The sequence below is a fragment of the Niastella yeongjuensis genome (assembly GCF_900110245.1).
GTDB lineage: Bacteria > Bacteroidota > Bacteroidia > Chitinophagales > Chitinophagaceae > Niastella > Niastella yeongjuensis.
Genome location: NZ_FOCZ01000017.1, coordinates 97530 through 110662 on the forward strand (window position 1 = coordinate 97530; position 13133 = coordinate 110662).

The following is a 13133-nucleotide window of genomic DNA, read 5'->3' on the forward strand; positions in this document are numbered from 1 at the left end:
TCGATCCTCCCCGGGATTCAATCGGTTTAACTTACCGCTAATTTAACAGCCAAAGTGTAGTTAAAGTTGGCGATCGATCAATAAAAGGTTCGCCGGTTGTTCCTGTTCATTGTTATTACCAGAATCAGACCAACAATTGCACCGCCCACATGGGCAAAATGGGCTACATTGTCGCCATAGCTGGGATTGATACCACCAAACAGGTCAAGCAGGAAGTACCCGATAATCACATATTTCGCTTTAACCGGAAACGGCAATGGGAAAATGAATAAGGGCGTGTTTGGGAAAATATAGGCAAAGCCGGCCATTACCCCGTTAATAGCGCCCGAAGCTCCCACTACAGTAGTATAGTAAATAGCTCCGCCGCGCATTTTGTATTCTTCCAGCGATATGGCGCCACTGTTTAATTTATTCGTAAGCATTTCCATACTTACAGCCAATACCCCCAGCTGAACCAGGGCGGCGCCCAGGCCACAGATCAAATAAAAAATAAGGAACCGCTTGCTCCCCCATACATCTTCAAGCGTTGAACCGAACATCCAAAGCACAAACATGTTCATAAGAATATGAAAAGGTGCCAGGCTGTGCATGAACATATAGGTCACCAACTGCCATCCCCTAAAATCCGGGTTCTCATAGTGGTGAAGCGCCAGCAGGTTTATAAAAGGTTCCTTGAAGGTTATTTCAGCAATCCAGAATAACACATTTGCAATAATAAGGTTCTTAATTACCGGTGGAATTGACTGAAAACCCCTCGGTCGTATATCTGCCATTCTACAAAGTTTTGTACGTGAATTTCGGTATGTTTTGTTACAAATAAGGCAGTGAGATTGTTATTTTTAGCCTTTGAGTTTTAACTGCGCCACATTTTCGATATGATGTGTATGCGGGAACATATCAACAGGTTGCACATAGGTCACTTCATATTTCTCGTCGAGTAAATTCAGGTCTCTAGCCTGTGTGGCCGGGTTGCAGCTTACATAAACAACCAGCGGGGCTTCGGTTTCCAGAATTTTACGTACCAGCTTTTCATGCATACCGGCCCTGGGTGGATCGGTAATGACCACATCAGGTTTTCCATGCAATTCAAAAAATTCACTGGTACAAACGTCTATTACATCGCCTGCAAAAAATTTCGCATGTTCAATATGGTTGAGGGCTGCGTTCTCCCATGCATCGGTAATAGCTTCCTGCACCGTTTCAACCCCTATTATTTTTTTGGCTTTGTCGCTTACAAACAACCCAATGCTGCCGGTACCGCAATACAGGTCGTACACAGTTTCGTTACCGGTTAAGCAGGCCAGGTCGCGGGTAACCTGGTACAACCGTTCGGCCTGGCGGGTATTGGTTTGAAAGAACGATTTGGGCCCGATCTTGAATTGCAGCTTTTCCAGCGTTTCAATAATATACCCTTTGCCAAAATACGCTTTAGGCTCCAGGTCGTATATGGTATCGTTCTTTTTGGGATTGATGGTATACAGCAGGGTAGTGATACCCGGCACCTGTTTCAGCAGGTGGTCGAACAGGCGGACCCTTTCTTTTTCATCCTCATAACCAAAACAAACATTCACCATTACTTCGCCGGTGGTGGCCACCCGAACTATGAGGGTGCGCAGCCAGCCATGGTGAAAACGGATATCATAAAAAGTAAGATTGTTCTCTTTTGCATATTCCCGGATCGTATTCTTGATAGCGTTAACCGGTTCTGCCATCAGGTGACAGGTGTTTATATCGATCACTTTATCGAACAGGCGGGGCACGTGAAAGCCGAGGGCATTTTCCTGGTCGATGGTAGCCTCTTTTGCCGCTGCGATTTCGGAGGGTAATAAATACCGGCGGTTGCTAAAGGTAAATTCCAGCTTATTGCGGTAACGCGCCGTTTCGGTACATCCGATAATGGGTTGAATGGGCGGCAGCTGCACTTTACCGATCCGTTTCAGGTTTTGCGTTACCTCATTCTCTTTGTATTGCAATTGTTTTTCATAAGGCAGCATTTGCCATTTACAGCCGCCGCAAACACCAAAATGTTCGCAAAAAGGGGTTACCCGGTCGGGGCTCAGGGAGTGGAAATGAATGGCCTTGCCTTCACCCCATTCTTTTTTGCTTTTTGACAGTTGTACATCTACTACATCGCCGGGTACGGCGCCTTCAATAAAGATCACTTTGCCGTCGATTTTGCTCAGCGCTTTGCCTTCTGCCGCATAATCTTCAACAGCAACCTGTTGTAACACCGGCTTCTTCTTTTTATTCATGGCGCAAAGATAGCTTTACTGCCAATAAAAAGGCAGCCCCGAATTAACAGGGCTGCCACCTTCACGCTATTATTACAAGCAAAAATAGACCAGTGGTTAAAGAACCACAGTCGTTACTTTTATAACATCGGTCTGCGCTATAAGGTTGCTCCATTCCAGATTTTTGCTTTTTATTTAATATTAACCCTTATCGTTTGATAAACATCTTGCGGAAAGGGCAAAAGGCAGAAGGCAGAGGGCAGAGATAAAAGGCAGTGGGCAGTAGGCAGTAGGCAGTGGGAAAAAAAGCAATAGGCAATGGGGAAACGCAGAAAACAAAGGGCAGCGTCGCCGCTGCCCCAACCGTTTAACATATAATTTAGAACTCAATAACCCAATAACTTACGAACTGAGAACTGAGTACTCAAAACTTTCAACTTAAAACTTTAAACTAAAAACTTACTCCCCCTTCTTCTGTTCCCCTTCATTGTACTTTTTTTCCGCTGCCTGGGCTTTTTCAAAATCGAGTACTACTCCATTTATGCAATAGCGTAAACCGGTTGGCGGTGGACCGTCGTCAAAAACGTGCCCCAGATGCGCTTTACAACGGCCGCATTCTACTTCGGTGCGGGTCATCCCATGGGAGTTATCGGCCAGGTAAATGATGCTGCTTTTGCTTATTGGCTGGTAAAAGCTGGGCCAGCCGCAGCCGCTTTCAAATTTGGTATCGCTTTTAAACAGGGGGTTGCCACAGGCCGCGCAGTAATAAGTGCCCACTTCTTTTGAATTTTCAAACTTACTGGTCCAGGGTCTTTCGGTACCCTTTTCCCGGGCAATTTCATACACGTCGGCAGGCAGGATCTTTCTCCATTCATCATCGCTGATATTCACCTTCGACGAGTCGGTGCGGGAATAAACGTTGTTCTTCTTTGATGTATCCATATTTGCTTTTTTCGGTGTATTAGATTGAGAATAAGAGCATTGCTGTAAAATCACGGCCAGCATCAGTAGTGTCAGGCTCTGTAAAACGCGCTTCATAAAAATTTGATTATGTTTCCCAAATGTACGTAGCAAGGGGGCGGTTTGGATGTCTGTTAACCGACACCTTACAAGAGCTTAACATTTTGTTTAGGGTATGGTTTTAGCGGTGCCGCCGGTTATCCCCACCAATATATTAATAAAATCACGCGAACCCTTGTATTTACAGCACCAGCAGCAAGAAAAACCGGTTCTGATTAAATAATTTTTAATCGGAAAGCCCATATTCTAAAGAGATTATTTCTGTCGTTGGTTTATATTTGCCGACTCATAAAGGGACTAACTAAACATGTTTAATCTTATATTATTTGGACCTCCCGGCAGCGGAAAAGGAACTCAATCGGAGAAATTAATTGATAGATTTGGTTGGATCCACCTTTCCACCGGTGATTTGTTGCGTAAGGAAATTGCGAATGAAACCCAGTTGGGTTTAGAAGCAAAAGCATTTATGGATAAGGGCCAACTGGTGCCCGATGAAGTAGTGATCGGCATGATCGGCTCCGCCCTCGATGCCAACCCTACCGCCAAAGGCTTTTTGTTCGATGGTTTCCCCAGAACAGTTGCCCAGGCAGAAGCACTGGATGTTTTACTAACCAGCAAAACCAGTGAAATTACCCTGGTACTTGCCCTTGAAGTTGGTGAAGAAGAACTGGTAACCCGATTGTTGAACAGAGGTAAAACCAGCAGCCGCAGTGATGACCGTGATGAGAATGTGATCCGCAAGCGTTTGCTGGAATATGAGAACAAAACGGCCGCAGTTGCTCACCACTATGCAAAGTTCGACAAAGTGGCTAAAGTAAAAGGCGAAGGCAGCATCGATGAGATCTTCCAATCGCTGCGCGAGCAAATTGAAGCCCGTCAACCGGCATAAAGTAATTTTCAGACAAATATTTTAAAGGCGTCCTCCTCCTTCGCTCAGGATCGGGACGCCTTTGCTTTTTAATATCGCCAGCTGTTGAGATCGGCGCCTGCCGGTGCTCTTTTCTTCACTTCTTCGGCCCATTTGGTAATGAACATCTGGTGATATCGCAACCGGGAAATATAATTCGGTTGGGTATGATCGCCATTCCAGCAATGTTCGGCCCGGTCGCCATAATCCACTTCGCCATTGTAGGCGGGGTCCTGCAGGGCCTTCAGCATTTCCTCGGTAAAATATACGGCATTGTTCAGGTAGTAGTTATCCATGTCACCACAGTATATATGCACCTTTCCGGTTAGCTGCTGGCCGATCTTTGGCCAGTCCCTTTTCATGATCCATGACAGGTCATAATGTTCTTTCCAGTAAGTAGCTACAGTGCTGTCGATAACCCCGGTTTGTTTATCGAAGATCCGTTTGGGATAACCATCGGCTCCAACGGGCGAGAACACCGCCTCCCAAATATCCCATTGTTGGCCGCTGCGGGTCTTTGTGCCCAGGGTTAGCTCGCGGTAATTCATTTGTTGTATGGTAGCACTCACCTGACCCAGGTAATTGCGATGTCCGGGCCGGGCTGTTTTTTTAAAATCACCTTCTTCGAAATAGGCGTTTTTGTCTTTGTACAGATTAAATACGGTATACGCCCTGAAATCGATCGGGTCCGGACAGGCAGCATAACAGCCATTGTATTCACCGGGGTAGAACACCTGCGCCGCCAGCACTTCCCAACCTCCTGTACTGCCGCCATACATAAAACGCGCCCAGCCCTGACCAATACCCCGAAAGCGTTTTTCTATTTCGGGTATCAGTTCATACGTAATGGCATCGCCATAGGGGCCCAGGTTTTCGCTGTTCACTGCATAAGAGTCATCGTAATAAGGATTGGCATGTTGTATTTCAATGGCAATTACCCGTGGAAAACCAGGGCCTGTCCATTGTTTATAGAAGTTATAGTTCTCCTGCTGCACAATCTTGTTATACCCTTTCAGGTTGAACCGGGCAATATAATCGGGTTGTAAAGCCGTGTCTGGTGGTGTGGTACGAAAACCGCCGAAATCACCAGGGAAATGGCCATGAAAAATAGCCAGCGGGTACCTTACCTCCGGGTGGGTATCCCAGCCTTCGGGCAACAGGATGTGAGCACCCAAATACATGGGCCGGCCCCAGAACTCCGTGAGCAGTTTACTCTGGATCTTTATGTGCTTAATATATTTCGTATCGGCCGGTTCTTTTATGGCCGGGATCACTTCTGTTAAATCAAGGTGGATGATATTTTTCAACCGGCCATCAATGTGCAGCTTCACCGGCTTTGAATACAAATTGCCCGGTGCCAGGTTCCATTGCTGGCCTTCGCCCCTGTCCATAGGCAGTTTTACCACATGACCGTCTTTGCGATGAAAGGTTTCATAACGGTGCAGTAAAGCCTGTACATAGTAATCACCGGATGGCAGCTGTTGCAGGCTTTGAATAGGGTATCCCCATTCTTTGGCGGTGAATCGTTTTGACTCAGCCGGTTGCCAGTTCTCCACATCAAGCCCAAACGCCTGTTGGGTAATGGCGTCATCGCTTATCTGGAACCGTGGTTCCTGGCCATTGTTTTTTGATAATAATAACAACAGGCGGCCATCGAGCGGTTGTGCACTTTGCTTAGAAGAAAAACTCACCAGTATGGCTTGTTGGGAAAAACAGGCAGTTGTATAAAGTAAAAGTATACAGCAGAATAGTTTTCTCATGTGACTCATTTGATCACAAAAGATAAACAAATATTGTGAGTTGCGAGGGGCCCGCGGTAGGCATTACGTCATTTCCCCCGGAATAACGGTGATATTTGTCTTATGACCACCACGCAACACCTGCACGCTTATTCTTTGCCCAATAGTTTTTTCATTCAATTGTTTATGCAGGTCATCAATAGAACCAATGGAATGATCGTTAAACCCAACTATGATATCGCCGGTGTGCAGTTCACTGTTATAGGCGTTAATATCGGCTTCTATTTCTGAAATGTACACACCGGTGCGTTTTTCCAACCGGTTGGCGGCGATCATGCGTTCGGTTAAGTTAACCAGTTGACCGGCCAGTCCGAGATAACCCCGTTTTACCCTTCCCTGCATAATGATCTTGCCACTAACATAGGCCGCTATGTTCGAAGATACCGCGAAGCAAATGCCATGGGCCGTTGGTATCATAGCCGTGTTCACCCCAATAACCTGCCCTAGTGAATTCACCAGCGGGCCGCCTGAATTACCCGGATTGAGCGACGCATCTGTTTGAATAACATCATCGATCAACCGGCCATCCGATGCACGCAATGTACGGCCCAGGGCGCTCACCACACCCGCTGTAACGGTATGTTGCAAACCCAGCGGATTACCAATAGCAATGGCTATTTGCCCGGCATGCAGCTGGTCGCTGTTGGCAAATGACAATGCTTTCAGGCTGTTCTCATAAATTTTAAGAACGGCAATATCGGTGCTGCGGTCGCTGCCTTTTAATTCGGCAGTTACTTTTCGCCCATCGGCCAGGGACACTTTTATAGTGCCTGCACCTTCAATAACGTGGTGATTGGTAACAATAAATCCATCTGAAGAAATGATAAAGCCAGAACCGCTGCCTTGCGTTTCGCGCTCCTGTCGCGTACGCCGGTCTACTATTTTTTTAGCGACCTCAATGTGAACAACTGATTCTGCTATACTACCTACAACGCCGGTAATGGTTTGTGAATACGCATCCAACAGCTCATGATCGGTATGTTGTATAAATTGAAGAGGAGTATCTATCGTTTGCATGGACATACAACCGGCAAAATATTTACCAGAAGCATTTTGCGCCATGTTGACACAATAAACCCAGGAACTACTGCCGTTTCAACAAAGAGTCTGCCTGTTGCAGGGCCGAAAAGATGTGTTCTTTTACCGTAGTTACTTTATTCCTTTCACCTTCCAGGTATTTAATACGCAGCTCTTTATTATCAGCTACTGAATCGAGTTTAAACTGCTGCATCCAGGTATCCATTTCAGTATCCGCATTTGTGAGGTCGGTGTGTAAACTGGTCAATGCCTGTTTGTAGGCTGCATCCACTTTTTTAGCGGGTAGTTTATTAAGGCTATCTAATTGACTGGCAGTTTCTTTTATATTTCCCCGCAGTTTACCCAGTACAGCCATGCCGGCATCGTGGCCCTTCATCACTTCATGGAACAAGGTATCTTCCCGGGTCTTTAAAGCAGGGGCATATCCGTTTTTGTGTTCGGCATGTTCATCATGAGCCGCATCATTACAGGCAACTGCAAACAGGCCAAAACTTACCAATGCTATAATAAACCGCGACATAAATATGTTAGTTTTAGATATTTAAAAAATCCGGTCAAAGTTAACCCCTTTTATACGCTGGCGGCTTTTAAATCCGTTTAATAACAGGGTTTACCTATTTTCGCACCATTAATCCTGCAGAGTAATGGCTAATTGTTTGCGGCTGACCTTGTTAGCAATCATCGTGTTTATACAAACCGGTACTGCTCAAATAAAACCGGAGCCAAAACCGGCCCCCATTTTCAGACTGGGCGCTACGGTTTCGTTTGGATTATCAAATCTTGCAAGTAATCATGTTGGTATTGGCGGTATCGTAGGCGCCGAAAAATTGGTTTCCAAATACTTCGCAGCAGAAATAGAAGCCTCTTATAATTACTTCACGGGCGACAACGCCATTTATTCAGATGCTAAAAATAAGTCCTACGCCATTCCGGTGCTGGCGGGCATAAAATATTATCCCCTTTCTAATGTGTATGCCTCCCTGCGAACCGGGGGCATTTATTTTCTCCTGAACAACATGTCGAAACCCCGGGCCACCATAGGGTATGGCGTTGCCGGTGGCATAAACCTGCCTCAAAAAACCAACCGCCTCAACGTACAGCTGTCCTATACCGGCTTTCAGTATGATGCTATTAGCCGGGGATATGCTACATTAGCAGTCGCTATTATCATTAGATAATAAACGATTCATTCCGGCTCAGCCGGGACCATTGGAAAAAACAAAAACTACATTTTGAATGAAAAAACTGGGCAACTATGTAACCGGCCGGTGGATCACCGGTGACGGGAACGGACAGGCATTGTACAATGCGGTAAATGGCGAAACGATTGGCTTTGCTTCTACCCGCGGTCTCGATTTCAAAGCCATCCTTGATTATGCCAGAAAAACCGGCAACCCTGCCTTGCGTAAACTCACTTTTCACGAACGCGGCCTCATGCTAAAAGCGCTGGCGTTACATCTCCGCAATCATCTCGACAAGTTCTATTCCATCAGTTATAAAACCGGCGCTACCAAAGCCGACAGTTGGGTTGATATTGAAGGCGGCATCGGAAACCTGTTTTCCTATGCTTCATTGCGCCGCAAATTCCCTAACGAACCCTATTGTGTTGATGGTGATGCCATCTCCCTTGGCAAAGGCGGCACATTTATGGGCCAGCATATACTGGTACCCAAAGAAGGCGTGGCGGTTCATATCAATGCATTCAATTTCCCGGTGTGGGGTATGCTGGAAAAAATTGCAGTGAACCTGCTGGCTGGTATACCGGCTGTTGTTAAACCAGCCACTATTACAAGTTACCTTACCGAAGCGGTGGTACAGGAAATAATTGCCTCTGGTATTTTACCCGAAGGATCGTTGCAACTGTTATGCGGTTCTGCCGGCGATCTGCTCGACCATGTAACTGCCCAGGACGTAATAACGTTTACCGGTTCTGCATCAACTGGTTTGCAATTAAAATCACACCCACGCGTACTGGCAGAAAACGTTCCTTTTACCATGGAAGCCGATTCGCTCAACTGCATTGTGCTGGGTGACGATGTAACCCCCGAGATGCCCGAATGGGATATCTTTATAAAAGAAGTTCGTCGTGAAATGACCACCAAGGCCGGACAAAAATGTACGGCTATCCGCCGCATCTTTGTTCCGCAAAATAAAATGGAAGATGTTTGGCTGGCATTGGGAAAAGCGCTCAGCCAGACAACCATCGGCAATCCTGAAAATGAAAAAGTGCGTATGGGTTCCCTGGCCGGACAAAGCCAGCGCGAAGAAGTACTGGCACAGGTTCAAAAATTACTGGCCTCTTCACAAATCGTTTATGGTTCGCTCGACAGTGTGCAGGTAGTAGACGCCGATGCTAAAAAAGGCGCCTTTATGAGCCCGCTGTTATTAATGAACGAAAAACCGTTCGACAGCGAAGCCGTGCACAGTGTAGAAGCGTTTGGTCCCGTTAGTACCATTATGCCATACAGTACCACTGAGGAAGCGATTGCATTGGCCAAAAAAGGAAAAGGTTCACTGGTTTGTTCTATTGTTACTGCCAATAATAAAATTGCCCGCGACTACGTATTGGGCGCCGCTGCCTGGCATGGCAGAATATTGGTACTGAATAATGAATGCGCTAAAGAAAGTACCGGTCATGGTTCGCCGTTACCCATGCTGGTACATGGGGGGCCCGGGCGCGCCGGTGGCGGTGAAGAAATGGGTGGGGCCAGAGGAGTTAAACACTACATGCAACGCGTTGCCCTGCAGGGGTCACCTACCGCTATTACCGCTATCACCAATGTGTACCAAACCGGTGCACAAACACGTGAGGACGAAAAACATCCGTTCAGGAAATACTTTGAGGAACTGCAGATCGGCGATACGCTCATTACCCATAAACGAACCGTTACCGAAGCTGACATTGTAAACTTTGCCAATGTAAGCTGGGACCATTTTTATGCGCATACCGATCATACTTCCTTACAAGGCACCATATTTGAAAAACCGGTTGCCCACGGCTATTTTATCTTAAGTGCCGCTGCCGGGTTGTTTGTTGATGCTAAAAAAGGACCGGTACTGCTTAACTACGGACTGGAAGAATGCCGGTTTGTAAAACCTGTATATGCCGGGGCCACCATTGGCGTACAACTTACCTGTAAAGAAAAAATTGAGCAGGAGAAAAAAGACGAGAACGATATAGCCAAAGGCATTGTAAAATGGCAGGTAGAGGTTTCAGACGAAACCGGCGAACCCGTTGCTGTTGCCACCATTCTCACTATGGTTGCAAAAAAATCACAATAACATTTAATTAAGGACTTGCAGGCAACTGCGGGTCCTTGTTTACTGTAGTATTTAATAACTTTATATAGCTGATCTGGCAGATTGGACTGCTATTCCTCATCTCTTTGTCTAAATAAACTTATTTTATGTCAGGATATGTAAAATCGCATATTGATCATAATGGCGTAAATACCATTGAATTTTATCATCCTCAAAGTAATTCCCTGCCTGGTAAACTGCTTGAAGAACTGGCGCAAACCATTCATGGTGCCGGTAATGATGAAGACACCAAAGTAATTGTGCTGCGGTCGGTTGGTGAAAAAGCATTTTGTGCCGGCGCTTCTTTTGATGAACTGGTGGCCATTAAGAACCAGGAAGAAGGTACCCAGTTTTTTAGCGGCTTTGCAAACGTGCTCAATGCCATGCGCAACTGCCCGCAATTTATTATAGTTCGTATACAGGGCAAATGTGTGGGTGGTGGTGTTGGTATTGCCGCGGCTGCCGATTACGCCATTGCACTGGAGGGCTCTGATATTAAATTAAGTGAACTGGCTGTTGGCATTGGTCCGTTTGTAGTAGGGCCTGCAGTTGAAAGAAAAATAGGAACGGCTGCTTTTGAAAACCTGGCCATCGATGCTACCATGTGGCGCAATGCAGAATGGGCTAAAAAGAAAGGGCTGTTTTCTGAATTGCATGCCTCCGTTGAAGATATGGATGAATCTATTCAACGTTTATCCTATAACCTGGCGCACAGCAATCCGATGGCAATGGCAGAAATGAAAAAAATGTTCTGGAAAGGCACTGAGCACTGGGACACCTTATTACATCAACGTGCTGTTATCAGCGGCAAACTGGTATTGAGTCAACACACGCGTTCTGCCATTGAAAAATTCAAAGCAAAAGTAAAATAAATACCCCTAACCGTGCCACGGTGTAGCAGTCGTGGCACGGTTATGTTATTATGCTACAATTCAACGACGATAACTTTCAGTCCTTTTGTAATGAACTGGCTGAACGGGACCCTATCTTTAAAAACATTTTACAGCAACACAGCTATCCACCCATGTGGACACGGCCAGCCAGTTTTGCCACCCTTATACATATTGTATTGGAGCAACAGGTATCACTGGCATCGGCAAGGGCTGCCTTTAACAAGCTGAAAGAAAAGATAGGACAAATTACCCCGGCCCGTCTGCTGCAGTTAACAGATGAAGAATTGCGGGCGTGTTATTTCAGCCGGCAAAAAACAGTATATGCCCGGCACCTGGCCGAAGCATTTATATCAAAGAAAATTCAACTGAATAAATTAACTACCTCGCACGACGATGTTGTGCGGGGTACTTTAACACAGGTAAAAGGCATTGGCGACTGGACGGCTGATGTGTACCTGTTGTTTGCCCTGCAACGCACCGATATATTTCCCATTGGCGACCTGGCCATGGTAAATGCGTTAAAAGAAGTAAAACAATTACCAGCAAAAACTCCCCGGGAAGACATCTTATTACTGGCGGAACCCTGGCGGCCGTATAGAGGAATTGCCGCCTATTTGTTGTGGCACCATTACATAAAATCAAAGAATATTAAATTATAGCCTGCTGCAACAGGAATACCCCAATCCCTGCCAGATACCCGAGCAACGCCAGCCAGGCAATCTTCCGCATGTACCAGAAAAATTCTATCTTCTCTATACCCATGGCAGCTACGCCGGCTGCAGAACCTATAACCAACAGGCTGCCACCGGTTCCGGCACAATAAGCCAGAAAATGCCAGAAAAAATGATCGGTGGGATATCGATCCAGGCCATACATCCCCATTGAAGCGGCTACCAGCGGAACGTTATCAACGATGGAAGACAAAACTCCGATCATACTAACTATTATGGTAGCATTGCCAATATGTTCATTCAGCTGTGTGGCCATGTTCATTAACGCGCCAACAGATTGTAATGCAGCTACGCTTATTAAAATACCCAGAAAGAAAAGGATGCTGGGCGTATCTATCTTACGCAGGGCATGTAAAACCGACAAAAAGTGTTTATCCTGCATATCCTTGCGGTGATGCAGGATCTCTGTGATCACCCACATAATTCCCAGCCCCATCAACATGCCCATGAACGGCGGCAGATGCGTGAATGTTTTAAAAACAGGTACCAGCAATAAGATCAGGATGCCTGATACAAAAACAATATTCCTTTCGCGCACCGGCGTCTGCGGTTTAATGGTCTTTGCTTCTTCGGTTCCACCCACTTCAACAGCGCCCCGCATACGAAAGCTGAGTACCAACATGGGTATTACGGCGCAGGCAATACTGGGCAAAATTACATTCGCTATAATTTTTACACTGGTGATCTGACCGCCGATCCATAACATGGTGGTGGTAACATCACCTATGGGTGAACAGGCGCCGCCTGCATTGGATGTAATTACCATTATCCCGCAGAAAAGTAATCGTGCCTGTTTGTTGCGGATCAGTTTTCTTACCAACGATACCATTACAATGGTTGCAGTAAGGTTATCCAGCACAGCAGAAAGTACAAACGACAAACTACCCATCAACCACAAGAGGTTTACTTTTTTGGTAGTCTTAATGCGGTTGGTGATCACCTCGAACCCATCGTAAGAATCGACAAGTTCCACAATGGTCATGGCGCCCAATAAAAAGAACAGAATGCCGGCAATATCGCCCAGGTGGGTGGCAAGTTGTTCGTTTACGACGTGTTTATTGGATGTATTGATCATATACACCACCCAGCACAGGACCCCGGTAATAAGGGCCGAAGCGGCTTTATTCAACCTGATAACATGTTCCAAAGCAATGGCCATGTATCCCAGCAAAAAGATGATCAATATAACTGTAACCATTAGACCCGTTTGTAAA

The 13133-nt window shown here is 46.1% G+C and carries 12 protein-coding genes; 5 read left to right on the top strand and 7 right to left on the bottom strand.

What is annotated here, in order from left to right; translation table 11 throughout:
- Positions 1 to 77: 77 nt before the first annotated feature.
- The 3 genes from BMX95_RS30145 to msrB form a co-directional block, all read right to left on the bottom strand.
- Positions 78 to 773 carry a rhomboid family intramembrane serine protease gene (locus BMX95_RS30145; RefSeq protein WP_081200349.1) on the bottom strand — a complete coding sequence of 232 codons (696 nt, stop codon included), beginning with the start codon at positions 771 to 773 and terminating at the stop codon, positions 78 to 80.
- 66 nt (positions 774 to 839) lie between these two features.
- Positions 840 to 2252, bottom strand: coding sequence for a 23S rRNA (uracil(1939)-C(5))-methyltransferase RlmD (rlmD, locus tag BMX95_RS30150; protein ID WP_081200351.1), 1413 nt, complete (start codon positions 2250 to 2252; stop codon positions 840 to 842).
- Positions 2253 to 2690: 438 nt separating this feature from the next.
- Positions 2691 to 3173: a peptide-methionine (R)-S-oxide reductase MsrB gene (gene msrB, locus BMX95_RS30155; RefSeq protein WP_317043925.1), complete on the bottom strand. Its 483-nt coding sequence runs from the start codon at positions 3171 to 3173 to the stop codon at positions 2691 to 2693.
- Between the two features lie 385 nt (positions 3174 to 3558).
- On the opposite strand from msrB, the gene BMX95_RS30160 reads away from it, so the two are divergent.
- Positions 3559 to 4140: an adenylate kinase gene (locus tag BMX95_RS30160; protein ID WP_081200354.1), complete on the top strand. Its 582-nt coding sequence runs from the start codon at positions 3559 to 3561 to the stop codon at positions 4138 to 4140.
- A gap of 68 nt (positions 4141 to 4208) precedes the next feature.
- On the opposite strand, the gene BMX95_RS30165 is transcribed toward BMX95_RS30160, so the two are convergent.
- From BMX95_RS30165 to BMX95_RS30175, 3 genes are all read right to left on the bottom strand, one after another.
- Positions 4209 to 5918, bottom strand: a complete 1710-nt coding sequence (locus BMX95_RS30165; protein WP_081200355.1) for an alpha/beta hydrolase — start codon at positions 5916 to 5918, stop codon at positions 4209 to 4211.
- A 63-nt stretch (positions 5919 to 5981) separates the two neighbouring features.
- Positions 5982 to 7019: a S1C family serine protease gene (locus tag BMX95_RS30170; protein ID WP_242673120.1), complete on the bottom strand. Its 1038-nt coding sequence runs from the start codon at positions 7017 to 7019 to the stop codon at positions 5982 to 5984.
- A 22-nt stretch (positions 7020 to 7041) separates the two neighbouring features.
- The gene (locus tag BMX95_RS30175; protein WP_081200356.1) at positions 7042 to 7515 is read right to left on the bottom strand and encodes a hypothetical protein; all 474 of its coding nucleotides are present in this window, start codon (positions 7513 to 7515) and stop codon (positions 7042 to 7044) included.
- 124 nt (positions 7516 to 7639) lie between these two features.
- Here BMX95_RS30175 and BMX95_RS30180 point away from each other — a divergent pair, with 124 nt between their 5' ends.
- The 4 genes from BMX95_RS30180 to BMX95_RS30195 all read left to right on the top strand — a co-directional run bounded on the left by BMX95_RS30180 (position 7640) and on the right by BMX95_RS30195 (position 11847).
- Positions 7640 to 8173 carry a hypothetical protein gene (locus BMX95_RS30180; protein ID WP_081200358.1) on the top strand — a complete coding sequence of 178 codons (534 nt, stop codon included), beginning with the start codon at positions 7640 to 7642 and terminating at the stop codon, positions 8171 to 8173.
- Positions 8174 to 8231: 58 nt separating this feature from the next.
- Positions 8232 to 10277: a phenylacetic acid degradation bifunctional protein PaaZ gene (gene paaZ, locus BMX95_RS30185; RefSeq protein WP_081200360.1), complete on the top strand. Its 2046-nt coding sequence runs from the start codon at positions 8232 to 8234 to the stop codon at positions 10275 to 10277.
- A 125-nt stretch (positions 10278 to 10402) separates the two neighbouring features.
- Complete coding sequence (locus BMX95_RS30190) at positions 10403 to 11167, top strand: enoyl-CoA hydratase/isomerase family protein (RefSeq protein WP_081200362.1); 765 nt, start codon at positions 10403 to 10405, stop codon at positions 11165 to 11167.
- A gap of 50 nt (positions 11168 to 11217) precedes the next feature.
- Entirely contained in the window at positions 11218 to 11847 is a 630-nt protein-coding gene (locus tag BMX95_RS30195; protein WP_081200364.1) for a DNA-3-methyladenine glycosylase family protein, read from the top strand.
- On the opposite strand, the gene nhaD is transcribed toward BMX95_RS30195, so the two are convergent.
- Positions 11837 to 13117, bottom strand: coding sequence for a sodium:proton antiporter NhaD (nhaD, locus tag BMX95_RS30200; protein ID WP_165758912.1), 1281 nt, complete (start codon positions 13115 to 13117; stop codon positions 11837 to 11839). The two genes, BMX95_RS30195 and nhaD, sit on opposite strands and share 11 nt — an antisense overlap.
- Positions 13118 to 13133 lie beyond the last annotated feature (16 nt).